Below are 26,155 nucleotides of genomic sequence, written 5' to 3' on the forward strand. Positions count from 1 at the left end.
GACGTAATTTGTTGTTTGATGCCACCCGGCCGATAGCTCAGGCGGCGGCCTTCTTCTTCAACCCTGCCGAATAGCGCATGATCTCCTGTTCGGAGATTTCCTCGCCTTCGAGAATGCCGACGATCCGCCCTTCCCGCATCACGGCGACGCGCGTGCAGAGCCCGATGATCTCCGGCATCTCGGAAGAGACGACGATGATCGACTTGCCGTCGCGGGCAAGTGCGGAAATGAAATGATAGATCTGCTGCTTGGTGCCGACATCGATGCCGCGTGTCGGCTCGTCGATGATGATGATGTCCGGTTCGGTCTCCATGACCTTGGCGAGCAGCAGCTTCTGCTGGTTGCCGCCCGACATGCGCCCGGCAACGACCCGGCCGTCGCGTACGCGAATATCGAAGCGCCGGCGCGCGCGCTCCAGCGCCTCCGCCTCGCTTTTCGGATTGAGATAGCCATAGCGGCCATGCCGATCGAGCGATTGCAGCGTCAGGTTCGCGGTCATGCGGGAGTTGAGAAGCAGGCCCTTGTGCTTGCGGTCCTTGGTCATATAGGCGATGCCGACGCGGTTGGCGGCATGCACGTCCCCGCCGGGCACGCTCTCGCCGCGCACCAAAACTTCTCCGGAAAGGCGCGAGCGGAGCCCCGCCACCGCCTCCATCAGCTCCGTGCGGCCGGAGCCGATCAGGCCGGAAAAGCCGAGGATCTCGCCCTTGCGCACCTCGAAGCTTGCATCCTTGACGTAATGCGTCGTGAGCCCCTCGACGGAGAGTGTCACCTCCTCGTCGATGCTCGGCTCCTGCTTGGACGGGTACAGGCTGGAAAGCTCGCGGCCGACCATCAACTGCGCAATCGACTCGCCGTCGAGAATGCTGGTCGGCGCCGTCTTGATCCATTGCCCGTCGCGCAGCACCGTGACGCGATCGGTGAGTTCCATCACCTCGTCGAGCTTGTGCGAGACGAAGACGAAGGATGTGCCCTTTTCCCGCAGCTTGCGCACCTGGCGGAACAGGTAATTGGTCTCCTCGCGGGAGAGCACGGCGGTCGGCTCGTCCATGAAGATGATGCGCGCATCGCGGCTGATCGCCTTGGCGATTTCCACCATCTGCTTGTCGGCGATCGACAGCGAACTGATCATCGCATTCTCGTCGACATGCGAACCGAGCTGGTCGAGCACGCGGCGCGTCTCGCCGCGCATGAACTTTCGGTCGAGCATGCCGTAGCGCGTCACCTCGCGGCCAAGGAACAGGCTCTCGGTCACGGTCAGGTGTTCGGCGAGGTTGAATTCCTGATGGATGATGACGATGCCGAGCGATTCCGCCTGCCCGTTCGGCGGCAGTTTCACCGGCTGGCCATCGAGGAGGATTTCGCCGGAGGTCGGCTGTTCGAAGCCGGACAGGATCTTGACGAGCGTCGATTTTCCCGCGCCGTTCTCGCCCATCAGAGCATGGATTTCGCCGGCGCGAAGCTCGAAATTGACGCTGAAAAGCACCTGCACGCCGCTGAAAGACTTGCTGATGCGGCGCGCGGAAAGAACGACGGGAGCCCCGTCGGCAGCGTCCGGATTCATGATTTCCTCCCTGCGGCTCCTCGACCGCTTGAGCCATGATGTAAACCTTTACATGATCTATGTAAAGGTTTACATCACTGGATATCCGCAATTTTCACCAAGCGCCGTTTGACCGTCAGACAAGTCTGTGTAGTGTCGCCGCAACGCGAGCCGAGTGAGAAAATAGAGTGTCATCTTCCAGCCCCGCCACGATCGAAGATGTCGCGCGGATCGCGCAAGTCTCGATCGCGACCGTTTCCCGGGCGATCCACACGCCGGAAAAGGTGGCGAATTCGACGCGGCTGAAGGTCAACCAGGCCATCGCCATCACCGGCTATACGACGAACGCCATGGCGCGCAGCCTGCGCCTCGGCCGGTCGAACATGATTCTCGTCGTGGCGCCCGATATCGGCGACCCGAATTTCTCCAACATTCTGGTGGGCCTGGAAAACGAGGCACGCTCGCACGGCTACGGCATCCTAATCGGCCATACCCACAACGACCCGCAGCGCGGGCTCGAATATCTGAAATTCCTGAATTCCAACCAGGCGGCCGGGCTGATCCTGTTCACCGGCATCCTGCCCTTCGGCCACCAGTCCATGACGGCCCGCCTGCCGCCGAGCGTCGGCGTCTTCGAGCCGGTCTACAATGGCGGCATTCCCTATGTCGGCGTCGACGATATCGAGGGCGCGCGCAAGGCGGTCGATCTGCTGGTCGCCGAAGGCCACCGCAAGATCGCCTTCATCGGCGATTCGCGCACGCGCCTCGCCTATAGCCGCCGCCGCCAGGGCTACGATGCCGGGCTCGATGCCGCCGGCGTGCCACCCGGCGAGCGCACCATCCTGGAAGGCGACGGCACGATCGAAAGCGGGCGCCTCGCACTCGAACAGCTCTTCATGCGCGACACGCTGCCCACCGCCTTCATGTGCGTCAACGACCAGACGGCGATCGGCGTGATGATCGGCCTTGGCGCCCGCGGCTACGACATTCCCGGCGACTTTTCCGTCACCGGCTTCGACGACGTGCCGCAGGCAACCTTCATGACGCCCTCCCTCACCACCATCCGCCAACCCCGCACCGCCATCGGCAAGAGCGCCATGGCGCTGCTGCTTGAACTGCTTTCCGGCAGCGAACCGCCGGAAACCGAGATCCTGTTGCGGCCGGACCTGATCGTGCGGAACTCGGTCACGGCACCTTCGCGGCGGTTTCAGAAGCGGTAGGCCTATCCCCCTCTGTCCTGCCGGACATCTCCCCCTCAAGGCGGGAGCCTTAGCGGTAGCGGCGCTGGCCCGCCTTGGCCGCCCGCTCCCCCCGCCCCGCCGACACCGTGAACCGGTCGACCAACCCCTTCAGCGTCGTGCTGATCTGCATGAGATTGTGCGTGGCCGCATTGGTTTCTTCCACCATTGCGGCGTTCTGCTGGGTCATCTGGTCCATGCTGCCGACCGCCTTGTTGATTTCGGAGATGCCAGCGGATTGCTCGCGGGCCGAGCTGGCGATCGCGTCGATATGCCCGTTGATATGCACCACCTGCTCGCCGATATGGTGCAGCGCCTCGCCGGTCTTGTTGACCAGCGACACGCCGAGCAGCACGTCCTCGAAGGACTTGTCGATCAGCGCCTTGATCTCCCGGGCCGCATCCGCGGATTTCTGCGCGAGTTCGCGCACCTCCTGCGCCACCACCGCAAACCCCTTGCCCGCCTCGCCCGCCCGCGCCGCCTCGACGCCCGCATTCAGCGCGAGCAGGTTGGTCTGGAAGGAAATCTGGTCGATGACGCCGATGATCTGGGTGATCTTGCGCGACGAATCCTCGATCGCGCTCATCGCCGAAACCGCCTGCTCGACCACCGCGCCGGAGCGTTTCGCCTCTTCCGTCGCGCTGCCGACGACGCGGCGCGCTTCCTCCGCCCGGTGCGCCGCCTCGCGGGAAATGGTGGTGATCTGCTCGACCGCAGCCGCGGTTTCCTCCAGCGAGGCCGCCTGCTGCTCGGTGCGTTTCGCCATGTCGTCCGTGGCGTTGACCAGCTCGCCGGAATTGCCGGCCGCATCCTCCGCCGCCGTCACGATGGCGCCGAGTGTGTCGTCGAGCTTGTCGATCGCGGCATTGAAATTGGAGCGCAGGCCCTCGAACTGCGGGGCGAGCGGCCTGGTGATGGCAGCGGTCAGGTCGCCGCCGGCAAGACGGTTGAGCGAGGTGTCGAGCGCGCCGAGCGCCTCCTCCTGCTCGGCATTCAGCACCTGCCGCTCGGCCTCCACCTTCTCGCGCTCCTCCTGAAGGGCCTCCAGATAGACCGAGATCGCATAGTCCATATCGACCAGCGCCGCCTTGACGATGGCCGAAATCTCCTCGCCGAGCGCCGCCGCCTTCTTGCGGTAGAGGAAACCATCGAGATGCCTGGCGACGACGCTCTCGACGATCGCTTCGAGGATCAGCGCATAACCGCCGATATACCAGCGCGGCTCCAGGCCAAGACGGGCATGCGTGCGGCCGATCATCGTGACGGCATCGACATATTGTGCATCGAAGCGCGCCGAGCCGATCAGCTCCCAATGCTTGGCCTGCCGGCCCTTGGCGCTCTGGATATGCGCCTCGCTGGAAAAGAAGCGGGCCGTTTCCGGCATGGCGCGGGCCTTGCGGTAGAAGATGTCGAGCGCGCCGTCGAGCGAGGCGGAAATCGTCGGCAGCGCCCGCTTCAGGGCATCGCGCTGGCCACCGTCGAGCGCGACGAACTGCAGGCGTTCATTCAGTTGCTGGGTCTTGGCATCCTGCGCTGACATCGGACAAATCCTCAAGCTGTTGGAATGGCGACTGGCGCCAAGTCCCGAATCGGGATTCTCGCATCCAGCCTGTCGCGATTTTTTGCAGGAGACAGTAAACAAACACTATAGTCGTCGATGGATTACTTAAAACAGAATTGACAAAGCGCAATTGAATCGCAAATTTATATGGATTGCTCGCTTATTGTTATCAAACACACCAATATATACGAAGGTCGTAGTAAACTCATTTTACGCCGGCAAAAGTATATCTTACCTTACGTGAGGCATGACTTCGCAAACAAAAAGGGCGCCGGTAGGCGCCCTCTTGTTATCGTCGGGAAGTGTTCGGTCAGACGTAGCGGTTGACCACGTTTTCCAGAAGCTCCTGCTTGCCGGAGCGCGGCTCCGGGTTGATGCCGTCCTTGAGCACATAGGCTTCCAGCGCTTCCAGCGAGGAACCGCCGGACAGGATCTTTTGCGCCTCGGGCTTCTGCCAGCCGGCATAACGATCGGCGAGCGGCGCGGAGAGCGCCTTGTCCTCGATCATCTTCGCCGCCGCCCGCAGGCCGCGTGCGCAGCAATCCATGCCGCCGATATGGCCGATCAACAGGTCCGCCGGGTCGATCGACTGGCGGCGCAGTTTAGCGTCGAAGTTGGTGCCGCCCGACGTGAAACCGCCGCCGGCGAGGACCTGGTAGTAGGCCAGCGCCATTTCCGGCACGTTGTTGGGGAACTGGTCGGTGTCCCAGCCTGACTGGTAGTCGTTGCGGTTCATGTCGATGGAACCGAAGACGCCGAGCGCATTGGCGAGCGCCAGTTCATGCTCGAAGGAATGGCCGGCGAGGATGGCGTGGCCCTGCTCGATGTTGAGCTTCACCTCGTTTTCCAGGCCATACTTCTTGAGGAAGCCGTAGACGGTGGCGACGTCGTAGTCGTACTGGTGCTTGGTCGGCTCCTGCGGCTTCGGCTCGATGAGGATCGCGCCCTTGAAGCCGATCTTGTGCTTGTATTCGACGACCATGTTGACGAAGCGGCCGAGCTGGTCGAGCTCCTGGCCGATATTGGTGTTGAGCAGGGTCTCGTAACCTTCGCGGCCGCCCCACAGCACGTAATTGTCGCCGCCGAGGCGATGGGTGGCGTCGATGCAGGTCTTTACCGTCGCAGCGGCGAAGGCGAAGATATCCGGATCCGGATTGGTCGCCGCACCGCCCATGTAGCGGCGGTTGGAGAAGAGGTTGGCGGTGCCCCAGAGCAGCTTGACGCCGGTCTCGGCCTGCTTCTTCTCGAAATAGTCGACGATCTCGTTGAGGTTCTTGGTGTTCTCGACGAAATCCTTGCCTTCCGGCCGCACGTCGGCGTCGTGGAAGCAGTAGAAGGGCACGCCGAGCAGCTGGAAGAATTCGAAGGCGACGTCGGCCTTCAGCTTCGCCGCCTGGATCGAATCCTCGAACCACGGGCGCTGGAAGGTCTGCCCGCCGAAGGGATCGCCGCCCGGCCAGACGAAGGTATGCCAATAGGCGACGGCGAAGCGCAGGTGGTCTTCCATGCGCTTGCCCGCAACGATTTCATCGGGATTGTAGTGACGGAAGGCGAGCGGGTTGGTGCTTTCGGGACCTTCATACTTGATCTTGGCGATATCGCCGAAGAAGCCGGTGGCCATGGGTGTCTCCTCTGATGTGTTTGTTCGGTCAGTAAGCGGCGCGGATTGCCGGGTAGAGGCGGCGGTAGCGCTGATAGGCATCCTCATAGGCGGCCGTGAGCGCCGCCTCGGGTTCGATGGTCTCGGCTGTCGCCGGTGCACTGCACACCGCGACCGGGTCGGCACCCGTCGCGGCGATGAGACCGAGGCGTGCGGCGCCGAAAGCGGCACCGAAATCGCCGTCCGCCGGCAGGTCGACGGGCAGGTCGAGCGCCGTGGCAATGGATTTCAGCCAGTAGCGCGAGCGCGACCCGCCACCGATGGCGGTGACGCGGGAAAGCTGCGTGCCGGCGGATTTCAGCGCTTCCAGGATGTCGCGGATGGCGAAGGACACGCCTTCCAGCACCGCCTGCGTCAGCACCGCGCGGCCGCTTTCATGGCCAAGGCCGAGGAAGGCGCCGCGGATCGCCGCGTCATTGTGCGGCGTGCGCTCGCCCGAAAGATAGGGCAGGAAGGTGACGCCGGATGGCGCCTTGAGCGTCTCGCCGAGTTCCCCGGTAAGGTCGGCGGCGGACGCGCCGGTGACGCGCGAATGCCAGTTCAGCGCGTCGGTGGCCGAGAGGATGACGCCCATCTGGTGCCAGGTGTTCGGCAGCGCGTGGCAGAAGGCGTGCACGGCGCTTTCGGGGTTCGGCAGGTATGTCGCATTGGCTGCGAAAAGCACGCCGGAAGTGCCGAGCGAGACGAAGGCCGCGCCCTCGCGGACCGTGCCCATGCCACAGGCAGAGGCGGCATTGTCCCCCGCCCCGCCGGCAACGATAATGCCCTCGCCAAGCCCCCATTTCGCGGCCAATTCCGGCCGCAAGGTGCCGGCGGCGTCGGTGCCTTCGACGAGCGTCGGCATCTGGCGCTCTTCAAGCCCGGTCGCGGCGAGCAAGTCACCGGACCATTTGCGGGCACCCGTATCGAGCCAGGCGGTGCCGGCGGAATCCGACATTTCCGACATGTGCTCGCCGGTGAGCCAGACGCGCAAAAAGTCCTTCGGCAGCAGGACCCAGCGGATTTTGGCGAAGAGATCCGGTTCGTTCGCCTTCACCCAGGCAAGTTTCGGCGCGGTGAAACCGGGGAAGACGATGTTGCCGGTGATCTTGCGGAAGCGCGGATCGGCATCGAGCGCCGCCGCCTCGCGGTGGCTGCGCGTGTCGTTCCACATGATGCAGGGGCGCAGCACCTTGTCCTCGCCGTCGAGCAGGGTCGCGCCGTGCATGTGGCCGGAAAGGCCGATGCCGCGCACGGCCGCCAGTTCTGCGGGGTGGGCGGCGCGCAGGCCGGCGATCGCCTCCTCCGTCGCGCGAATCCAGTCGGCCGGGTCCTGTTCCGACCAGCCGGCATGCGGGCGGGTGGTCGTGACCTCCTTGCTGGAGGCGGAGCCGATGACGGCCTGGTCGGCGTCGATCAGCATGGCCTTGACGCCGGATGTACCGAGGTCGATCCCGAGATACATGGTGTTGCTCCCTAGTTGTTATCGTCCTCGTCCGGGCCGGCCGGGAGGTTGTCCTTGATGAAGATGTCGAGGCGGATGCGCTCCTGCGCGGCAATCACCGGCAGGCCGTCCGCCTTGGCCCGCAACACGCGGATGGCGCTGCGCACCTCGTGGCCGGCATCCTGGTTGAGCACGGCGTCGATGATGCCGGTTTCGAGGGCTGCGCGGGTGTGCGCCGTCAGCTCGTGGGCGATGACGCAGAGATCCGTCCTGTCGGCGAGGGCCGCGACGAGGCCCTGGTTGCCGGCGCCGAGGCTGTAGATGCCGGCCAGATCCGGCGTGGACGCGAGGCAGCCGGATACCAGCGACAGTGACAGTTTGGGATCGTCCTGCCCTTCCAGCACCGGCAGCACCGCGCGGCCGACCGGCATCTCCGCGATCGTGGCAAGGAAGCCATCGAGGCGTTCGCGGTGGTCGCGCACGCGCATAGAGCCGGCGAGTACGGCGACGGGGCCTGGACGGTTGCCGAGAAAACGGCCCATCAGGCTGCCGGCGGTGCGGCCGGCGGCGACGTTATCGACGCCGACGAAATGATCGCGGCCGGAATTTGCAAGATCGGAGACGAGCGTGACGACAGGAACGCCGGCCGCATGCGCCCGGCCGATCGCCGCTGCAACCTCCGGCGCATCGACCGCAACGGCGGCGATGCCGGAGACCTGATCGGCGACTGCCCCATCGATCGCGGCGACCAGCGCCGCGGCATCGAAGGCCGGCACCGGCACGACGGAAAGCCGCGTGCGCTCGGCCGCCGAATGAAAGCCGGCGCGCCGAACCTCCGCCTCTAGCCCGCGCATGAAGGGGTTGTCGCCGGCAGGTAGGATGAAGACGAGCGGGTAGACGCGGCTCTTCGCCAGGTTCGCCGCCGCCACGTCGCGCACATAGCCGAGCGTCGCAATCGCCGCCTCGACCTTGGCCTTCGTCACCCCGCGCACACCCGGCCGGTCGTTCAGAACGCGGTCAACCGTCGCAAGGCTGACGCCCGCCGTATCGGCAATATCGTGAACCGTGGGTCTCATCTCTCCTCCGTGCCGAGACCCTTTAGAGGAATTTTTGATGTACGTAAATCAGAAATTTTCACGCGGTGGATTCGAGCGCATTTTTCACTTTAGAGGCGCTTGCTGAACGCGTGGGTGAAGACGACATCGCCCGGACTCTGTCCCGCATGGGCGAGCGCGACATCCATGACGGTGTCGGTGATGCGGACGAGCGCGAAGCCGCCGAGGAAGGTCGCGATGGGCTTGAAGATGTCATAGCCCTCGCGGTTGTAGATCATCGGCGTCGGATGTTCATGACCGTGGAAGATGCCGACGACATTGTGGTTTTTCAGCGTGGCGATGAGACCGGCGCGCTCCTCGTCGCTCCACCAGTGCGCCGGGCCGGCGCCATGCGGATCGAAGGTCTTTGCCGCCGGGTCCCAATGCTCGGTGGAAAACTGATCCCAGCCGTAATGCTGGAAGAGCACGACCGGCCGGCCATCCGCGGCATAGGTGGAGAGGTCCTGCTGGAGCCAGGGCAGGCCGCTGATCGCGCCCTTCGTGTCGTCCCCGCCGAAACGCTGGAGCTGCACAAGATGCAGCCCGCCCCAATCCCAGGAATAGTTGTCGGAATCGATATCGTAGTTCGTCACGGGCACCGGCGCCTTGTAGAACACGGTCGAGCGATGGTTCAGCTCGACATAGTCGCGCAGTTCGCGGCGATACCAGTCAAGATGCGGCGGCGCGCCATCCTGGTCGAGATCGTGATTGCCGAGGCCGTTATAGACGGGATAGTGCACCCGGTCCGGGCCGGTGCCCTGCTGGTAGCGGCTGGCGAATTGCTGGAGCTGGCGCCCCTCGCCCGGCACCTTCACCTGCCCGCCGCCGTCATCCGTCATGTCGCCGCCGAGCACGAGGCCGAGCGGCGTGGCGATGCGCGTGCCGGCGCTCGCAAGACCGGACGGCTTGCCGTCGATCTCCGCCGGCCAGACGAGACCGCCGACGGCGTTCACCGCCGCGACATGCCGGAGCAGCGCCGCATCCGTCTTGCCCTCATCCGCACAATTGGGGCTGAGGCTGTCGGCCGAGACGAGGCAGGCATGCACATCGCAGGAGAAGAGAAAGGTCGCATCCGTCGCCGGCCGCGGGGTTTGCGCAAGAAGAGGCATGCGGGGCAAGGCGAAGGACAGGCCGAGGCCGGCGGCCCCGGTCAGGAGATGGCGGCGGGTGGGCTGGAAGGGCATGCGGATCTCCGGCGCAAACTGATCCCCCGCATTTTGAGGCAGGATGGCGCCGGCGTACAGAGGCCGAACGATGTAGCCTTGAGCGATGCCTTCCGACTTGTTACCACCAAGCTTTCAGGGAGGCGGATGATGAAGCTGCGTTTTCACACGGTCGATGTGTTCACCCGGACCCGGTTCGGCGGCAATCCGCTCGCCGTCGTGCTCGATGCCGATGGCCTGACCGGCGAAGAGATGCAGATGGTCGCCCGGGAGTTCAACTATTCCGAGACGAGCTTCGTGCTGCGCCCGAAAGACGGCCGGCATACGGCGCATGTGCGCATCTTCACGCCGACCGTCGAGGTGCCCTTCGCCGGCCATCCCAATGTCGGCACCGCCTATGTGCTGGCGGCAATGGAAGAGGCCGGACCGGTGGAGGAATTCGTCTTCGAGGAGGCGGCGGGGCTCGTGCGGGCGCAGATCCTGCGCGAAGACGGCGAGGTCGACCAGGTTCAATTGACCGCGCCGCAGCCGCTGTCCGTTGGGCGCAGCATCGCGCCCGAAAGCGTTGCCGCCTGCCTGTCGCTCTCGGAGGCGGATATCGCGCTCGGCCTGCACCAGCCCTGCATCGCCTCGGTCGGCCTGCCGTTCATCGTCGTCGAAATCGCCACGCGCGAGGCCCTGCAGCGCGCCAAGCCGGACCTCTCGGCCTTTTCCGCCATCCTGCCGGCGGATGGTGCCGATGCCATCTATCTTTACTGCCGGGAACGGCGGGAAGACGACGGCACGGTGGATTTCACCGCCCGCATGTTCGCGCCCTTCGACGGCCTGCCGGAGGACCCCGCAACGGGAAGTGCCACGGCGGCAGCCTGCGCGCTGATCGCCAGCCTGGAGGGCGGCATGCCGCGGCGTTTCCAGGTGGCGCAGGGCATCGACATGCAGCGGCCGAGCCTGCTGTCCGTCGAGGTCGTCGACCGACACACCGTCCGCATCGGCGGCGCCTGTGTGCCGGTGATGAGCGGGACGCTGAGCGTTTAGGACCAATCGACATTCAGCCCAGGCCGTGCCGAAAATGGTGAGTTTCCGTGACCCGGAGCGCAGCGTACTTTCAGTACGTGAGCACCGGAAGCGCGGAAAATCGCTGTTTGCAGGCCGGCATGGGCTGAATGTCGATTGGTCCGAGGCTCAGTGCCCGCCACCACCGCCGCCGCCGACGGCCTGGGGTTTCTTGATGATGAAGGCGCAAAACACGAGGGAGCCGAACAGCACCGTCAGCAGGACGAAGACATCCGCGAAGGACAGGATTGTTGCCTGCCGCTGCACGAGGCCGGCCATCTTCTGGATGGCGATGGTCGCGCCATCGAGGCCGTGTGACGTATAGGTCGCCGCCATGTTGCGCATCTGGTCCATGGCTTCCGGATTGCCCCACTGCACATGCTCGGAGAGCCGGGCATAATGCTCCTGCTGGCGCTGGGTGAGGATCGTGTTGATGATCGCGAGCCCCACGGCACCGCCGAGGTTGCGCGTCAGGTTGAACACGCCGGAGGCGCCGCGAACCTTGTCCGGCGACAGCGTGCCGAGCGCCACATTGTTGATCGGCACCATGCAGATCATCAGGCCGAAACCACGCAGGATCTGCGGCACGAGCAACTCGTAGAAATCCCAGTCCACCGTGAGGCTGCTCATGATCCAGGTGCCGTAGGAGAAGCTCGCGAAACCGATCATCATCATGAACCGCGGGTCCATGCGGCTCGACAGCGCCCCGGCAATGGGCGCGGTGAAGAACATGGTGAGGCCGCTGACGAACATGGTCTCGCCGATCATCAGCGAATCATAGCCGCGGATGCGCCCGAGATAGAGCGGATAGATATAGGTGAGCCCGTAAAGGCCGATGCCCATGACGAAGGAAAAGAGCGAGCCGAAGGCGAAATTTCGGTTGGAAAAGGCACGCAGGTCCACCACCGGGAACTCGACCGAGAAGACCCGATAGAAGAAGATCAGCCCCCCGATCACCGAGGCGACGGCGCCCAGCACGATGTGCTCGTCGTTGAACCAGTCGTTGGCATTGCCCTCTTCGAGCACATATTCCAGCGCGCCGAGGAAGACGGCCATGGCGGCAAGGCCGAACCAGTCGAACTTCTTCATCAGCGAAAGCTGCGGCTTGTCGAAATCGATGAAATTCCAGGTCACGATCGTCACGATGATGCCGGGAACGATGTTGACGAGGAACAGCCAGTGCCAGGAAAAGGCGTGGCTGAGATAACCGCCGACCGTCGGGCCGATCGTCGGCGCGAGCGTTGCGACGAGGCCGATCATCGGCGAGACGACGGAGCGCTTGGACGGCGGGAAGATCGTGAAGGCGGCCGCGAAGACCGAGGGGATCATGCCGCCGCCGATGAAACCCTGGATGGCGCGGTAGACGATCATCTGGTCGATGTTCGTCGCGGTGGCGGCGAGCGCGCTTGCGGCGGTGAAGCCTGCGGCAGACACGGCAAACAGCACGCGGGTCGAGACGATGCGCGCGAGCGTGCCCGACAGCGGGATCATGATGACCTCCGCGATCAGGTAGGAGGTCTGCACCCAGCCGATCTCATCCGTGCCCGCGCTCAGGCCCGCCTGGATTTCGGCAAGCGAGGCGGAGACGATCTGGATGTCGAGGATCGACATGAACATGCCGAAGACCATCGCGAAGAACGCGATGACGCGGCGGACGGGAACCTTGTCGGATTGGGCGGGCGCCGCCGCAATCGCACCGGCTGTCGGTTGAGCGGTCGCGGCCATGGCCCGCGCTCCTTTGCTGGATGAAGCCTATTCGGCCTTCGCGGCGACCGCCGTCGAAGTCGGCGCCGTGCGGCTGTCGACGTCGACGACCACGCTCAGGCCCGCCCTGAGCTTGCCCGTGTCCAGCGCCTCCTTGGGGATGGCGATGCGGACGGGCACGCGCTGCGTGACCTTGGTGAAGTTGCCCGTGGCGTTTTCCGCCGGCAGCAGCGAGAAGACGGAGCCGGAGGCCGGTGCAATCGAATCCACGGTGCCGAGAATGTCGTCGTCCTCATAGGCGTCGACATGCAGGTGCACCTTGGAGCCCGGCACGAGATGGGCGATCTGCGTTTCCTTGAAATTCGCCTCGACATAGAGGTCGCGCACCGGAACGAGTGCTGCAAGCCGCTGGCCGGCCGAAACGAGATCGCCCACCTGAACCGCGATATTGCCGACGACGCCGTCATAGGGCGCCTTGAGCACGGTGAAGCCGAGGTCGCGCTCCGCCTTGTCGCGGGCGAGTTCCAGCGAGCGGACTTCGCTTTCGGATTCGTTGCGCTGCGCCTGGAGCACGGCGATGCTCGCTTTCGCGGCAACGATATTGGCATCCGCGCCGACGAGATTGGCCTTCGCCTGGTCGAGCGCGACGGTGGCGCTGTCGAGCGAGGCGGTGGTGCCGACCGCCTTTGCGTTCAGCTCCTTGGCGCGATTTTCGGCGACTTCGGCACCGCTGAGCGCTGCCTGGTAGGCCGTCTTCTGGGCCTCCGCCTGGGCAAGGCTCGCCTTGGCGCCCTCGATCTGCGCGTCGATGCGGTCGAGCGCCAGCTTCTGCGTCGCGATCTGGGCTTCGGCCTGCTCCTTGGCAAGGCGATAGTCGCCGTTGTCGAGCGTCACCAGCGGGTCGCCGGCCTTGACGGCCTGGTTGGCGACGACGTTCACGACCTCGACATAACCGGAGACCTTCGGGGAAATGGAGGCGATGTCGCCCTCGATATAGGCGTCGTCCGTCGAGATCATGAAGCGGCCGTTCGTCCACCATTCGTGACCGTACCAGCTACCGGCGGCGACGAGCACGAGGCCGAGGAGCGGCAGCACGAAACGGCGGCTACTCTTTTTCTTCTCGGGCTGGGCAACGGTGGCGGCAGGCGCCGCTTCGGCCGTCGTCACCGGCCGCGCCTCTGCGGTTTCGGCCTGGAAATCATCATTGACCGGACGAACCTTCGCCGTGCCGGCGCCATGGGTAGTCGACATGGACGTGCCACCATCTCTGGGATAAAAATTCCGAACTGAACCGTTCGGTTCGATTTGACATAGTCTTCTTTCTCGCGCATATCAAGAGGAAATCGAACCACGCGGTTCGAAATAGTTTACACCAGGTTGCGAGCACGGAAAACGGAGATGCAGACGACGGAAGAAAAACTGGCCGCCCCGCAGACGGGCCGCCGCGTCGCCGGCGAGGACCCCGCCAAGCGCGAGCAGATCCTCGACGGGGCGAAACGCGTGTTCATGGAACAGGGTTTCGAAGCCGCCAGCATGAACGACATCACGCGCGCGGCCGGCGTCTCGAAGGGCACGATCTACGTCTATTTCGAGAACAAGGAAGACCTGTTCGGCGACATGATCGAGCGCGAGCGCCGCAAGCTCACGGAAACCGTGCGCCATGCGCTGGACAGCGACCAGCCGCTCGACAAGGCGCTGCACGATTTCGGCATGCTCTTCGCCACCCATATGACGGCGGACCAGACGATCCGCGCCATGCGCATGGTGATCGCGGCCAACCATCGCCTGCCGAAACTCTGTAGCCGCTTCTTTTCCGCCTCGGCGATCAATCCGGTCTCCGTGCTGCAGGATTATCTCGACCGGCAGGTCGCCGCCGGCATCGTCGTATCGGACGACACCGCGCAGGCCGCCAAGCAGTTCATCGAGCTCACCACCGTCGGCCTCTTCAAGCCGCGCATCTTCGGCTCCATGGAAGACGTGCCGCCGCGGGCCACAATCGAGAAGAACGTCGCCTCGGCCATCCGGGTTTTCCTCGCCGCCTACGGCGCGAAGGCCTAAAAGCGCAACCGCGATCAAGTGACGAGCCCCGGGGGACGCCATAAGATGGCTGTCCATGAGGAGCGACACGTCCATGCATCCCGTTGCCAAGGCCATCTGGTTCATCGAAAGCCATTTCGGCCGCGCCATCGCGCTCTCCGAAATCGCCGCGATGGCCGGCATGTCGCGCCACCACCTGTCGCGGCGCTTCGGCGAGATGACCGGCCAGAACCTCAACCGCTATCTGCGCGCCCGCCGCCTTTCGGAGGCGGCCCGGCAGCTTGCCGCGGGTGCGGAGGATATCCTGGCGGTGGCGCTCGATGCCGGCTACGGCTCCCATGAGGCATTCACCCGCGCCTTTCGCGAGGAATTCGGCCTGACGCCGGAAGCCCTGCGTGCGAAGGGCGACCTCGCCGGCCTCACGCTTCAGGAGCCCATCCGCATGTCCGCCATCGAAAAGACCGACCTTCCCACCCCGCGCATCGAAACGCTGGATGCCTTCACCATCACCGGCCTCGCCGCCGATTTCGCGCCCGGCAAGGCCGCCGGCATTCCGGCCCTCTGGCAGAAGTTCAACGACTATTTCGGCCACATACCCGGCCAGGTCGACAAGACCGCGTATGGGCTCTGCACCATGCTGGGAGATGGCAAGGCCGGCTTCCGCTACCTCGCTGGTGCGCGCGTCTCTACGGGCGACGACCTGCCGGCGGAATTCGAGACGGTCACGCTACCGGCGCAGGCCTGGGCGATCTTCCTGCACCAGGGCCATGTCAACGGCATTCCGGCGACGGTCGACGCCGCCTTCCGCACCTGGCTGCCGGCTTCCGGCCGCACGGTGGGCGCGTTTCCGGACGTGCTCGAATTCTACGGCGAGGATTTCGACCCGGAAACCGGGCTCGGACGGGTGGAAATCTGGCTTCCGCTCGCCGATCGGATGACGAATCCGTGAAATCCGCACAGAGCGCGGCCGGCCTGCTTGCCAGCGGTTGAAATCTGCATAAATACGGGAGGCCATTCTCAAAACGTATTCATGGAGAGGAAGACCGGATGGACAGTATTCTTGCACTCATGCAAGACCCGGCCGCCTGGATTGCGCTCATCACGCTGATTGTGATGGAAGTCGTTCTCGGCATCGACAACCTTATCTTCATCTCGATCCTGACGAACAAGCTGCCGCCTGAACATCGGGTTCAGGCGCGGCGCATCGGCATCGGGCTCGCACTGATCATGCGTCTCGGGCTGCTCGGCACCATCGCCTGGATCGTCCAGCTCACCACCCCGGTCTTCGAGGCCTTCGGCCACGGATTCTCGTGGAAGGACATGATCCTGATTGCCGGTGGCCTCTTCCTCGTCTGGAAGGCGACGAAGGAGATCCACCACAATGTCGACCCCGTCGACCACAAGGAAGACATGGTTGGCGGCACGGTCACCTCGTCGTTTTCAGCGGCGATCGGCCAGATTCTGCTGCTCGACCTCGTTTTCTCGGTCGACAGCATCATCACCGCCGTCGGCATGACGCCGCATCTGCCGATCATGGTGGTTGCCGTCGTCGTCGCCGTCGCGGTCATGCTGCTGGCCGCCAACCCGCTCGCCAACTTCATCGAGAAGAACCCGACTATCGTCATGCTGGCGCTCGCTTTCCTCCTGATGATCGGCACGACGCTGATTGCCGAAGGCATGGGCTTCCACGTACCGAAGGGCTACGTCTACGCCGCCATGACCTTCTCGGCCCTCGTCGAGATCCTGAACATGGTTTCGCGGCGCGCGCGCCAGAAGAAACAGGGCACCACCACCCACTGAAGACAAAACCGGCGGGACAATCATCCCGCCGGTTCTTTGTTGAATTGTATCGAAGACGGGACGGACGGGTTGGGAGCTCGTCTGCCGTTTCGTTGGCCACGGGAAGAAACCGGAAAAATCCCCGTGTTCTCCATCCCCGCCGCGTCCGGTTGACACGGCCCGCCTTCTCCTGGAAAAGCGTTTGATCGGCGGCATTGTTCCACTAAAATTGATGAATGGTTTTCGTCGTTTAATGGTGGAACCGAAAAGGCCCTGACCGAATTCATGTCGAGCATCGTCCTGCCGCACGGGCCATTAACAGTATGACAATTGAGCAGACCTTCGCCTTCGTCGTCATCGGCCTGATGATGGCGGCGTTCATTTGGGGGCGGTTTCGTTACGATCTCGTCGCCTGCTGTTCGCTGCTGCTTGCTTTGGCGCTCGGCATCGTGCCCTTCGACAAGGCTTTTTCCGGCTTCAGCGACGATATCGTTATCATCGTCGGCAGCGCGCTGATGGTGAGTGCTGCCGTCGCGCGCTCCGGTATCGTCAATGTCGCGGTCAAGCGCTTCTTTCCGAACCTCACCGAACGGCGCGCCCAGCTTGCGCTGCTCCTCGTCTCGGTCGCGGTGCTGTCGGCCTTCATCAAGAATATCGGCGCGCTCGCCATCATGATGCCGCTCGCCTTCCAGTTCGCCAAGAAATCCCGCACACCGGCCTCGAAGTTCCTGATGCCCATGGCCTTTGCCGCGTTGCTCGGCGGCCTGATGACCCAGATCGGTACTTCGCCGAACATCGTCGTCTCGCGTCTGCGCCAGGAAATCACCGGCGAGAGCTTTACCATGTTCGATTTCACGCCCGTCGGCGCGACGTTGACGGTCTGCGGCGTGCTCTTCATGCTGTTCTTCAACCGCATCGTGCCGGAGCGGGAAAACACCAGCGCCAGCATCGAAGAATCTCTGGAGGCGGCCGCCTATTCCTCCGACGCCACGGTGGAAGAAGGCTCGCCCTCGGTCGGCAAGTCTCTGAATGAAATATTGAAGAACGGTGACGGCGAAGTGATTGCCACCGCGATCATCCGCGGCCATGTCCACCTGGCGCCATTGCCGGACGTGCGGCTTGCCGTCGGCGACACGATCTTGATGGAAGGCACGGCCGGCGCGCTTGACAAGGTGGTTTCCGCCACGGGTCTGACGCTCTCCGGCAAACCGATCCGCGCCGGACGGGGCGAAGAGGGCGAGATCAGCGCCATCGAGGCCGTCGTCGGCAATGACAGCCGCCTCATCGACATTTCGGCGCGCAGCATCGCGCTGTTCCATTCCTACGGTATCAACCTGCTCGCGGTCAGCCGGCAGGGCCAGCGCCTGCGCGAAAAACTCTCCGAAGTGCGGCTTCGCCCCGGCGACATGATCGTGCTCCAGGGCAACAACCGCACGCTTCCGACACTGCTGCCGGAACTCGGCCTGCTTCCGCTTGCCCAGCGCGAAATCCTGTTGGGCGCACCCCGCCGGGCGATCATCCCCGTGCTGATCCTGGTCGCCGCCATGGCCTCCACCGCGCTCGGCCTCGTCCCGGTCGCCACCGGCTTCTTCGCCGCTGCCGTTGCCATGGTGCTGTTCAAGGCTGTGCCGCTGCGCGAGGCCTATACCGCACTCGACGGGCCGATTCTCGTCATGCTCGCCGCCCTCATCCCCGTCTCCGACAGCCTGCGCACGACAGGCGCCAGCGAACTCATCGCCGGCTGGCTCGGCGATGTTGCCGTGCACCTGCCGCCCTTCGGCGCGCTGACGCTGATCCTGCTCACGGCCATGGCGGTGACGCCCTTCCTCAACAATGCCGCGACCGTGCTGGTCATGGCGCCGATCGCCGCCAGTTTCGCCGGTGCGCTCGGGTATCGGCCCGAGGCCTTCCTGATGGCGGTGGCGATCGGCGCGGGCTGCGACTTCCTCACCCCCGTCGGCCACCAGTGCAACACGCTGGTCATGGGGCCGGGCGGCTACAAGTTCGCCGATTATCCACGCGTCGGCCTGCCGCTTTCCTTCCTCATCGTCATCGTCAGCGTGCCGACGCTGCTCGCCGTCTGGCCGGTCAAGTAGTCCCGTCGGAGTTTTTCTTGACGCGCCGGGCTGAATATGGTCTCAACCCAGCCCAACGGAAAGCCTCTTTCCGCCGTTTAAAACGGCACAAAACCGGGCTCTCCCTCCCATAAGTCAAGACGGGCCATATCATGAGCACTTCCGGAACCGCCTCCGGCGTTCGCGTACGCATCGCACCCTCCCCGACCGGCGAGCCGCATGTCGGCACTGCCTATATCGCGCTCTTCAACTATCTCTTCGCGAAGAAGCACAACGGTACCTTCATCCTGCGCATCGAGGATACGGACGCCACGCGCTCGACGCCGGAATTCGAGCAGAAGGTGCTGGACGCGCTGAAATGGTGCGGGCTGGAATGGTCGGAAGGCCCGGATATCGGCGGCCCCTACGGTCCCTACCGCCAGTCCGACCGCAAGGACATGTACCGTCCTTACGTCGACAAGATCGTTGAGAGCGGCCACGGCTTCAAGTGTTTCTGCACGCCCGAGCGGCTGGCCGAAATGCGTGAAGCCCAGCGCGCTGCCGGCAAGCCACCGAAATATGACGGCCTCTGCCTGCATATTTCCGCGGAAGAAGTCATGCGCCGCGTCGATGCCGGCGAGCCGCATGTCGTGCGCATGAAGATCCCGACCGAGGGTTCCTGCAAGTTCGTCGACGGCGTCTATGGCCCGGTCGAAATCCCGTGGGATGCCGTCGACATGCAGGTCCTGCTGAAGGCCGACGGCATGCCGACCTACCACATGGCGAATGTGGTCGACGACCACCTGATGAAGATCACCCATGTCGCGCGCGGCGAGGAGTGGCTCGCCTCCGTGCCGAAGCACATCCTCATCTATCAATATCTCGGCCTCGAACCGCCGGTCTTCATGCACCTGTCGCTGATGCGCAATCACGACAAGTCGAAGCTGTCCAAGCGCAAGAACCCGACCTCGATCTCCTACTATTCCGCGCTCGGCTACCTGCCGGAAGCGCTGATGAACTTTTTGGGCCTGTTCTTCATCCAGATCGCCGAGGGCGAAGAGCTCCTGACCATGGAGCAGCTTGCCGAAAAATTCGATCCGGAAAACCTCTCCAAGGCCGGCGCGATCTTCGACATCCAGAAGCTCGACTGGCTGAACGGCCGCTGGCTGCGCGAGCAGCTCACGGAAGAGGAATTCACGGCGCGCGTGCTGAATTGGGCGATGGAAAACGACCGCATCCGCCAGGGCCTCAAGCTCTCGCAGTCGCGCATCTCCAAGCTCGGCGAACTGCCGGATCTCACCGGCTTCCTGCTGAAGTCGGATCTCGGCTTGACGCCTGACGCCTTCGCCAAGGTGAAATCCACGCCGGAAGAAATCCTGGACGTGCTGAACCAGGTCCAGCCGGACCTCGAAAAGATGCCGGAATGGACCGTCGAGAGCATCGAGGCGGAACTGCGTGCCAGTGCCGACCGGCTCGGAAAGAAGCTGAAGGTCGTCGTGGCCCCGCTCTTCGTCGCCGTCTCCGGCTCGTCGCGCTCGCTGCCGCTGTTCGACTCGATGGCGATCCTCGGCCGCTCGGTCGTGCGCCAGCGCCTGAAGATTGCGTCGCAGGTCGTCGCGTCGATGGTCGGTAGCGGAAAGTAAGGACAAGAAGAATGAACGAGAAGACAGAAACCACCCTTTCCTCGGATCCGACGGAAGTCCGCCGCCAGAAGCTCGACCAATTGCGCCAGACCATCGGCGACGTCTATCCGGCGCATTTCCATCGGACGATGACCAATGCCGAGCTTGCGGCAAAGTACGAAACGCTGGAACTCGACACCGAGAGCGGCGACGTCGTGACGGTTGCCGGCCGCGTCTATTCCTCGCGCAATTCCGGCATGTTCATGGATATCCATGACGCCTCGGGCAAGATTCAGATCTTCAGCCACAAGGACACCACGCCGGAAGAGGCGCGCGCCCTGCTGCCGATGATCGACATCGGCGACATCATCGGCGTGACCGGCGTCGTGCGCCGCACCAAGCGCGGCGAGCTGACGATCAACGCACAGCAGATCGTCATGCTGACGAAGACCCTGCTGCCGATGCCGGAAAAGTGGCATGGCGTGGCGGATGTCGAAATCCGCTATCGCAAGCGCCACCTCGACATCATGACCAACGAGGAATCGAAGCTGCGTTTCCAGCAGCGTTCGAAGATCGTCTCGGGCATCCGCCGCTTCATGGAAAACGACGGCTTCATGGAAGTCGAGACGCCGATGCTGCACTCCGTCTATGGCGGTGCGACGGCCGAGCCCTTCAAGACGCACCACAACACGCTGAAGCTCGACATGTTCCTGCGCATCGCGCCGGAACTGTTCCTGAAGCGCACGCTGGTCTCGGGCCTGACCGACAAGGTGTTCGAGATCAACCGAAACTTCCGCAATGAGGGCGTGTCGACGCGGCACAATCCCGAATTCACGATGATGGAATGCTACTGGGCCTATGCCGACTACGAGGACATCATGGACCTCGTGGAGCGCCTCTTCGCCGAGCTGGCGGTCAAGATCCACGGCTCGACGGAATTCGCCTATGGCGACAAGGAACTCTCCTTCAAGGGTCCGTTCAAGCGCGTGCCGATGCCCGATTCCGTCAAGGAAGCGACCGGCATCGACTTCCTCGCCATCAAGACGGACGAGGAAGCGCGCGCTGCCGCCAAGGCTGCCGGCTTCGAAGTGGAGAAGGACTGGACCTGGGGCGAATGCCTCGCCTTCATCTTCGAGGAGAAGGTCGAGCCGACGCTGATCCAGCCCTCGCACGTCACCCATTTCCCGAAGGACATCTCGCCCTTCGCCAAGGAAGTGCCGGGTGAGCCGCGTCTCGTCGAGCGTTTCGAGACCTATTGCAACACCTGGGAACTCGGCAACGCCTTCTCCGAGCTGAACGACCCGGAAGAGCAGCGCGCCCGCATGGTCGAACAGCTCGAACAGGCGCATGCGCGCGGCGAAAAGTCGAAGCAGCTCGACGACGAGTTCCTCGACGCCATCGACCAAGGCATGCCGCCCGCCGGCGGCCTCGGCATCGGCGTCGACCGCCTGATCATGCTCTTAACCAACGCCCCGTCGATCCGCGACGTCATCCTCTTCCCGGCCCGCCGGGCGAAGGCTGACTGAAGCCATTCCCTGAGGGCGAGGCACCCCCCTCTGCCCTGCCGGGCATCTCCCCCTCAAGGGGGGAGATTGGATGGAGCAGCCTTTTGCCCATCTCTGATGCTGTGAAATAAGTGGAATTCTTGCTTCTTGCCGATCTCCCCCTTGAGTGGGAGATGCCCGGCAGGGCAGAGGGGGTGTCGCTACGGGCTCCGAGAACCCGGGCGTCAGTGTTCGCTCGCGGCGACCTCATGCGAGCCTTCTTCAGCGGCAGCATGCTCGCCACCGCCCTCGCCTTCCGCAGCATGGCCTTCGGCCGGCGCCTCGTGGCCGCCTTCGGCTTTCGCCTCGCCGTGGCCACCGCCCTCTTCCGCCACCGCATTCGGATCGACGCAGTCGGCCCGCTCGTCCATCGCCGTGACGATGGTCTTGATCTCGTCCAGCGACAGCTCCTTGCGCTCGCCGTAGAATTCGCCGTTGCCGGCGGGCGTGCCGTCCGTGTAGCGCGCGACGAACGGCGCCGTCATGCCGGGGATTGAAGACGGGTCGCGGGCAAAAAGCACCTCGGCGCCGATGGCGCGGCCGCGCATGTCGGCGCGGTTCACGGGACCTGCCGCATCGAGCAGGATGACCTGGTAGAGGTCGGCCTCCTCGTGATTGGACACGGCACCGGCGACGCGCAACGCCGTCTTGATGCGAACCGCCCCGTCCTTGGCGTCGGAGCGCACATATTTGCGCAGCCAGTGCTGCCCGTTGCGGTCGAGCCGCACGGTGGTGATGGTCGTGCAGGCGACGCCGGAAACCTGCTCTGCCGGCGGGCCGAGCAGCGCATCGCGCCCGACGAAAATCGCGGCAGCACCCGACGCGCCCGTCAGCACGACGACACCGGCGACGATGATCAGAAGCTTCCGCGACAAGCGGAACGAGGTCGGAAGGAGCTTCACGGGCGACAAACTTCTCTTTGAACGCAGAACACGGACGCGCCGAGAGCGCGCGAACTCCGTGCACTCTACCCACGGGGCGTTTCGGAAGTTTAAACGCGATGCGTGCGATTTCGGCACGTTTTTGCGAATGATTTGCAATTGCGTTGACAGGCGTCAAAAGCGCCCTATAGTTTAATGCAACTCATTCGCAAAAGCAGATCAGGAGAGCCTATGCTCCGCCGTTCGTTTCATGCCCTTCTTCTCAGCCTGCCGCTTCTCTCAGCCGCACCCGCCATCGCCCAGGAAAAGCCGAAGGTCGTGACGACCTTCACCATCATCGCCGACATCGCCTCGAACGTGGCGGGCGACGCCGCCGTGGTGGAATCGATCACCAAGCCGGGCGCGGAGATCCACAATTACCAATCCACGCCGCGCGACATCCTGAAGGCGCAAGATGCCAAGCTGGTGCTGTGGAACGGCCTCAACCTCGAACTCTGGTTCCAGAAATTCCTTGCCAATCTCGGCGACGTGCCGAACGTCACGGTCAGCGAGGGCATCGAGCCGATGAGCATCGTGGAAGGCCCCTATGAGGGCAAGCCGAACCCGCATGCCTGGATGTCGCCCAGCAATGCGCTGATCTATGTCGAGAATATCCGCAAAGCGCTGGTCGCCCTCGACCCCGCCAATGCCGCGACCTACGACGCCAATGCGAAGGCCTATAGCGAGAAGATCACGGCGCTCGGCGCGGAGATGAAGGCGAAGATCGATGCGCTGCCGGAAGACAAGCGCTGGCTCGTCACCAGCGAAGGCGCCTTCAGCTACCTCACCCGCGATTTCGGCCTGAAGGAGCTCTTCCTCTGGCCGATCAATGCCGACCAGCAGGGCACGCCGAAGCAGGTTAAGGCGGTGATCGACGCGGTACGCGAGCACGATATCCACGTCGTCTTCTCCGAAAGCACAGTGTCGGCCGACCCCGCCAAGCAGGTCGCCGCCGAGACCGGCGCCACCTATGGCGGCATCCTCTATGTCGACTCGCTGAGCGAGGCGGACGGCCCCGTGCCGACCTATCTCGACCTGCTGCGCGTGACCTCCGAAACCATCGTGAAAGGCCTTTCGCAATGATGATGGGCAGCAAGCCGAAGAGGGTGGACGGTATCGTCGCCGAGGACGTCACCGTCACCTATCGCAACGGCATGACGGCGCTGCGCCATGCGAGCTTCTCCGTGCCGAAGGGCACGATCACGGCGCTTGTCGGCGTCAATGGTGCGGGCAAATCCACGCTCTTCAAGGCGATCATGGGCTTCGTGCCGGTCGCCGCCGGCAAGGTGACGATCCTCGGCCTTTCCGTGAAGGAAGCGCTTAAGAAGAACCTCGTCGCCTATGTGCCGCAGGCCGAGGAGGTCGACTGGACCTTCCCGGTACTGGTCGAGGACGTGGTGATGATGGGCCGCTACGGCCACATGAACTGGCTGCGCATCCCCACCAAGCACGACCACGACCTGGTCGACGAGGCGCTGACGCGCGTCAACATGGCCGCGTTCCGCAAGCGCCAGATCGGCGAACTCTCCGGCGGCCAGCGCAAACGCGTCTTCCTCGCCCGGGCCCTCGCGCAGGAAGGCCAGGTGATCCTGCTCGACGAGCCCTTCACCGGCGTCGACGTGAACACGGAAGAACAGATCGTCGAACTGCTCGGCAAGCTGCGCGACGAAGGCCGCGTCATGCTGGTCTCCACCCACAACCTCGGCAGCGTGCCGGATTTCTGCGACCGCACCGTCTTCGTCAAGGGCACGGTCATCGCCTCCGGCCCGACGAAGGAGACCTTCACCGAAGCCAACCTGGAACGCGCCTTCGGCGGCGTGTTGCGCCACTTCATCCTCGGTGGGCATGATCTGCACGACGACGAGGACAAGCGTTCGGTCAAGGTCATTACCGACGACGAACGCCCCTTCGTCATCTACAGCGAGCGCGACACGGAGAAGACGCCGTGATCGACTTTTTGCTCGAACCCTTCGGCTATGGCTACATGGTCAACGCCATGTGGGTCAGCGCGCTGGTCGGCTGTATTTGCGGCTTTCTCTCCGCCTATCTGATGCTGAAGGGCTGGTCGCTGATCGGCGATGCCCTCTCGCACTCGATCGTGCCCGGCGTTGCCGGCGCCTATATGCTGGGCCTGCCCTTCGCGGCCGGCGCCTTCCTTTCCGGCGGGCTCGCCGCCGCCGCCATGCTCTTCCTCAACCGCAAGACCAAGCTGAAGGAAGACGCGATCATTGGCATGATCTTCTCCTCCTTCTTCGGCCTCGGCCTCTTCATGGTCTCGCTCTCGCCGACGCCGGTGAACATCCAGACCATCGTGCTCGGCAATATCCTCGCCGTCAGCCCGGAGGATACGATCCAGCTCGCCATCATCGGCGCCGTCACGCTGCTCATCCTGCTCTTGAAGTGGAAGGATCTGATGGTCACCTTCTTCGACGAGAGCCATGCCCGCTCGATCGGCCTCAACCCGACGGGCCTGAAAATCCTGTTCTTCACCCTGCTCAGCGCCTCCACGGTCGCCGCCATGCAGACGGTCGGCGCCTTCCTCGTCATCGCCATGGTGGTGACGCCGGGCGCCACCGCCTATCTGCTGACCGACCGCTTCCAGCGCCTGATCGTCATCGCAGCCGCCCTTGGCGGCGGCACCAGCTTCGTCGGCGCCTATATCTCCTACTTCCTCGATGGCGCAACGGGCGGCATCATCGTCGTGCTGCAGACGGTGATCTTCCTGCTCGCCTTCCTCTTCGCCCCCAAACACGGCCTCCTCGCCGCACGCCGCAAGGGCCGGCTGGCGCTTGAACCCGCAGAAGGCGCACAGCCATGAACGAGACGCTCGAACTCGCGATCATGCCCTTCCAGCTCGCCTTCATGCAGAACGCCTTCCTGGTGACGCTGATGATCGCCGTGCCGATGGCGCTGCTCTCCTGCTACCTCGTGCTGAAGGGCTGGTCGCTGATGGGCGACGCGGTCTCCCATGCGGTGCTGCCGGGCGTCGTCATCGCCTATGTCGTCGGCCTGCCCTTTGCGGCCGGCGCCTTCGTCGCCGGCCTGTTCTGCGCGCTCGCTGCCGGCTACCTCAAGGACAACAGCCGGGTGAAGGAAGACACGATCCTCGGCATCGTCTTCTCCGGCATGTTCGCGCTCGGCCTGGTGCTCTACGTCAAGATCCAGCCGGATATCCATCTCGACCATATCCTGTTCGGCGACATGCTCGGCATCGCCGTGTCCGATCTCGTCGAGACGGCAGCGATCGCCGTCGCATCCACGGCTTTCATCCTGCTCTTCCGCAAGGACCTGCTGGTGCATGCCTTCGACCGGCAGCACGCGTCCGCCATCGGCCTGCCCGTCAACCTGCTGCACTACGGCCTGCTCGCCGTGCTGTCGCTCGTCGTCGTCGGCGCGCTGAAAGCGGTCGGCATCATCCTGGCGATCGCCATGCTGGTGGCCCCCGGCGCCATCGCCGCCCTCGTCACCCGGCGCTTCCCAAGCATGCTGATGGTCGCGGTCAGCGTTGCGCTTGGCGCCACCTTCTTCGGCATCTGGCTGAGCTTCATCATCGACAGCGCACCGGCCCCGACCATCGTGCTTTTGATGACCATCCTCTTCGTCTTCGCCTTCCTGTGGAATGTGCTGCAAAGCCGAAAGCCCGCGCAGGAGGCCTGATCCGGCGCGGGCGCGGGTCTGTCGACAGACGTCCGGTTTGCGTTTATCGTCCCGCGCGATCGACAGGCGGTGCTTCGCGGCCGGTCGCAACGAAAGATAGAAC

The 26,155-nt window shown here is 64.0% G+C and carries 21 protein-coding genes; 12 read left to right on the forward strand and 9 right to left on the reverse strand.

Annotation, left to right across the window (positions count from 1 at the left end):
- Positions 1 to 37 precede the first annotated feature (37 nt).
- Positions 38 to 1,564 (reverse strand): sugar ABC transporter ATP-binding protein, encoded by a 1,527-nt coding sequence (locus tag GB927_RS24395; RefSeq protein ID WP_256119830.1) that lies wholly within the window; start codon positions 1,562 to 1,564, stop codon positions 38 to 40.
- 167 nt (positions 1,565 to 1,731) lie between these two features.
- Between GB927_RS24395 and GB927_RS24400 the strand changes: the two genes are divergently transcribed.
- Complete coding sequence (locus GB927_RS24400) at positions 1,732 to 2,763, forward strand: LacI family DNA-binding transcriptional regulator (RefSeq protein WP_256119831.1); 1,032 nt, start codon at positions 1,732 to 1,734, stop codon at positions 2,761 to 2,763.
- Between the two features lie 49 nt (positions 2,764 to 2,812).
- Here GB927_RS24400 and GB927_RS24405 read toward each other — a convergent pair whose 3' ends face one another.
- The 5 genes from GB927_RS24405 to GB927_RS24425 form a co-directional block, all read right to left on the reverse strand.
- A complete protein-coding gene (locus tag GB927_RS24405; RefSeq protein WP_256119832.1) occupies positions 2,813 to 4,321 on the reverse strand; it encodes a methyl-accepting chemotaxis protein in 1,509 nt (502 codons plus the stop codon).
- 331 nt (positions 4,322 to 4,652) lie between these two features.
- Positions 4,653 to 5,963, reverse strand: coding sequence for a xylose isomerase (gene xylA / locus GB927_RS24410; RefSeq protein ID WP_256119833.1), 1,311 nt, complete (start codon positions 5,961 to 5,963; stop codon positions 4,653 to 4,655).
- A 28-nt stretch (positions 5,964 to 5,991) separates the two neighbouring features.
- Positions 5,992 to 7,446 (reverse strand): xylulokinase, encoded by a 1,455-nt coding sequence (gene xylB / locus GB927_RS24415; RefSeq protein WP_256119834.1) that lies wholly within the window; start codon positions 7,444 to 7,446, stop codon positions 5,992 to 5,994.
- Between the two features lie 11 nt (positions 7,447 to 7,457).
- Entirely contained in the window at positions 7,458 to 8,501 is a 1,044-nt protein-coding gene (locus GB927_RS24420; RefSeq protein WP_256119835.1) for a LacI family DNA-binding transcriptional regulator, read from the reverse strand.
- Between the two features lie 89 nt (positions 8,502 to 8,590).
- Positions 8,591 to 9,703 carry a metallophosphoesterase gene (locus tag GB927_RS24425; RefSeq protein ID WP_439655527.1) on the reverse strand — a complete coding sequence of 371 codons (1,113 nt, stop codon included), beginning with the start codon at positions 9,701 to 9,703 and terminating at the stop codon, positions 8,591 to 8,593.
- Between the two features lie 129 nt (positions 9,704 to 9,832).
- Here GB927_RS24425 and GB927_RS24430 point away from each other — a divergent pair, with 129 nt between their 5' ends.
- The gene (locus GB927_RS24430) at positions 9,833 to 10,717 is read left to right on the forward strand and encodes a PhzF family phenazine biosynthesis protein (protein WP_256119836.1); all 885 of its coding nucleotides are present in this window, start codon (positions 9,833 to 9,835) and stop codon (positions 10,715 to 10,717) included.
- A gap of 147 nt (positions 10,718 to 10,864) precedes the next feature.
- Here GB927_RS24430 and GB927_RS24435 read toward each other — a convergent pair whose 3' ends face one another.
- A complete protein-coding gene (locus GB927_RS24435; RefSeq protein ID WP_256119837.1) occupies positions 10,865 to 12,460 on the reverse strand; it encodes a DHA2 family efflux MFS transporter permease subunit in 1,596 nt (531 codons plus the stop codon).
- Positions 12,461 to 12,487: 27 nt separating this feature from the next.
- Positions 12,488 to 13,690 carry an HlyD family secretion protein gene (locus GB927_RS24440; protein ID WP_256119838.1) on the reverse strand — a complete coding sequence of 401 codons (1,203 nt, stop codon included), beginning with the start codon at positions 13,688 to 13,690 and terminating at the stop codon, positions 12,488 to 12,490.
- A gap of 147 nt (positions 13,691 to 13,837) precedes the next feature.
- On the opposite strand from GB927_RS24440, the gene GB927_RS24445 reads away from it, so the two are divergent.
- The 6 genes from GB927_RS24445 to lysS all read left to right on the forward strand — a co-directional run bounded on the left by GB927_RS24445 (position 13,838) and on the right by lysS (position 21,457).
- On the forward strand, positions 13,838 to 14,497 hold the full coding sequence (locus GB927_RS24445; RefSeq protein ID WP_256119839.1) for a TetR/AcrR family transcriptional regulator: 660 nt from the start codon (positions 13,838 to 13,840) through the stop codon (positions 14,495 to 14,497).
- Positions 14,498 to 14,570: 73 nt separating this feature from the next.
- Complete coding sequence (locus tag GB927_RS24450) at positions 14,571 to 15,425, forward strand: AraC family transcriptional regulator (RefSeq protein ID WP_256119926.1); 855 nt, start codon at positions 14,571 to 14,573, stop codon at positions 15,423 to 15,425.
- Between the two features lie 98 nt (positions 15,426 to 15,523).
- Complete coding sequence (locus tag GB927_RS24455) at positions 15,524 to 16,276, forward strand: TerC family protein (RefSeq protein WP_256119840.1); 753 nt, start codon at positions 15,524 to 15,526, stop codon at positions 16,274 to 16,276.
- A 302-nt stretch (positions 16,277 to 16,578) separates the two neighbouring features.
- Entirely contained in the window at positions 16,579 to 18,351 is a 1,773-nt protein-coding gene (locus GB927_RS24460; protein WP_256119841.1) for an SLC13 family permease, read from the forward strand.
- Between the two features lie 131 nt (positions 18,352 to 18,482).
- Positions 18,483 to 19,952, forward strand: a complete 1,470-nt coding sequence (gene gltX / locus GB927_RS24465) for a glutamate--tRNA ligase (RefSeq protein ID WP_256119842.1) — start codon at positions 18,483 to 18,485, stop codon at positions 19,950 to 19,952.
- A gap of 11 nt (positions 19,953 to 19,963) precedes the next feature.
- Complete coding sequence (lysS, locus tag GB927_RS24470) at positions 19,964 to 21,457, forward strand: lysine--tRNA ligase (protein WP_256119843.1); 1,494 nt, start codon at positions 19,964 to 19,966, stop codon at positions 21,455 to 21,457.
- Positions 21,458 to 21,660: 203 nt separating this feature from the next.
- Here lysS and GB927_RS24475 read toward each other — a convergent pair whose 3' ends face one another.
- Positions 21,661 to 22,377 (reverse strand): hypothetical protein, encoded by a 717-nt coding sequence (locus GB927_RS24475; RefSeq protein ID WP_256119844.1) that lies wholly within the window; start codon positions 22,375 to 22,377, stop codon positions 21,661 to 21,663.
- 210 nt (positions 22,378 to 22,587) lie between these two features.
- On the opposite strand from GB927_RS24475, the gene GB927_RS24480 reads away from it, so the two are divergent.
- From GB927_RS24480 to GB927_RS24495, 4 genes are read left to right on the forward strand one after another with little or no spacing between them, the layout of a single operon-like run.
- The gene (locus GB927_RS24480) at positions 22,588 to 23,478 is read left to right on the forward strand and encodes a metal ABC transporter substrate-binding protein (protein WP_256119845.1); all 891 of its coding nucleotides are present in this window, start codon (positions 22,588 to 22,590) and stop codon (positions 23,476 to 23,478) included.
- Positions 23,475 to 24,344: a manganese/iron ABC transporter ATP-binding protein gene (locus GB927_RS24485; protein ID WP_305112426.1), complete on the forward strand. Its 870-nt coding sequence runs from the start codon at positions 23,475 to 23,477 to the stop codon at positions 24,342 to 24,344. Before GB927_RS24480 ends, GB927_RS24485 begins: the two co-directional genes overlap by 4 nt.
- Complete coding sequence (locus tag GB927_RS24490) at positions 24,341 to 25,213, forward strand: metal ABC transporter permease (RefSeq protein ID WP_369431715.1); 873 nt, start codon at positions 24,341 to 24,343, stop codon at positions 25,211 to 25,213. Before GB927_RS24485 ends, GB927_RS24490 begins: the two co-directional genes overlap by 4 nt.
- Positions 25,210 to 26,052, forward strand: a complete 843-nt coding sequence (locus tag GB927_RS24495) for a metal ABC transporter permease (RefSeq protein ID WP_256119846.1) — start codon at positions 25,210 to 25,212, stop codon at positions 26,050 to 26,052. The genes GB927_RS24490 and GB927_RS24495 overlap by 4 nt, the downstream gene beginning before the upstream one ends.
- Positions 26,053 to 26,155: the final 103 nt, after the last annotated feature.

The organism is Shinella lacus, from assembly GCF_010994755.1.
GTDB classification, from domain to species: domain Bacteria; phylum Pseudomonadota; class Alphaproteobacteria; order Rhizobiales; family Rhizobiaceae; genus Shinella; species Shinella lacus.

Coding starts and splice junctions, on each gene's coding strand:
- GB927_RS24395 (WP_256119830.1), bottom strand. CDS start 1,564: ATGAATCCGGACGCTGCCGACGGGGCTCCCGTCGTTCTTTCCGCGCGC.
- GB927_RS24405 (WP_256119832.1), bottom strand. CDS start 4,321: ATGTCAGCGCAGGATGCCAAGACCCAGCAACTGAATGAACGCCTGCAG.
- xylA (WP_256119833.1), bottom strand. CDS start 5,963: ATGGCCACCGGCTTCTTCGGCGATATCGCCAAGATCAAGTATGAAGGT.
- xylB (WP_256119834.1), bottom strand. CDS start 7,446: ATGTATCTCGGGATCGACCTCGGTACATCCGGCGTCAAGGCCATGCTG.
- GB927_RS24420 (WP_256119835.1), bottom strand. CDS start 8,501: ATGAGACCCACGGTTCACGATATTGCCGATACGGCGGGCGTCAGCCTT.
- GB927_RS24425 (WP_439655527.1), bottom strand. CDS start 9,703: ATGCCCTTCCAGCCCACCCGCCGCCATCTCCTGACCGGGGCCGCCGGC.
- GB927_RS24430 (WP_256119836.1), top strand. CDS start 9,833: ATGAAGCTGCGTTTTCACACGGTCGATGTGTTCACCCGGACCCGGTTC.
- GB927_RS24435 (WP_256119837.1), bottom strand. CDS start 12,460: ATGGCCGCGACCGCTCAACCGACAGCCGGTGCGATTGCGGCGGCGCCC.
- GB927_RS24440 (WP_256119838.1), bottom strand. CDS start 13,690: ATGTCGACTACCCATGGCGCCGGCACGGCGAAGGTTCGTCCGGTCAAT.
- GB927_RS24445 (WP_256119839.1), top strand. CDS start 13,838: ATGCAGACGACGGAAGAAAAACTGGCCGCCCCGCAGACGGGCCGCCGC.
- GB927_RS24450 (WP_256119926.1), top strand. CDS start 14,571: ATGCATCCCGTTGCCAAGGCCATCTGGTTCATCGAAAGCCATTTCGGC.
- GB927_RS24455 (WP_256119840.1), top strand. CDS start 15,524: ATGGACAGTATTCTTGCACTCATGCAAGACCCGGCCGCCTGGATTGCG.
- GB927_RS24460 (WP_256119841.1), top strand. CDS start 16,579: ATGACAATTGAGCAGACCTTCGCCTTCGTCGTCATCGGCCTGATGATG.
- gltX (WP_256119842.1), top strand. CDS start 18,483: ATGAGCACTTCCGGAACCGCCTCCGGCGTTCGCGTACGCATCGCACCC.
- lysS (WP_256119843.1), top strand. CDS start 19,964: ATGAACGAGAAGACAGAAACCACCCTTTCCTCGGATCCGACGGAAGTC.
- GB927_RS24480 (WP_256119845.1), top strand. CDS start 22,588: ATGCTCCGCCGTTCGTTTCATGCCCTTCTTCTCAGCCTGCCGCTTCTC.
- GB927_RS24485 (WP_305112426.1), top strand. CDS start 23,475: ATGATGATGGGCAGCAAGCCGAAGAGGGTGGACGGTATCGTCGCCGAG.
- GB927_RS24495 (WP_256119846.1), top strand. CDS start 25,210: ATGAACGAGACGCTCGAACTCGCGATCATGCCCTTCCAGCTCGCCTTC.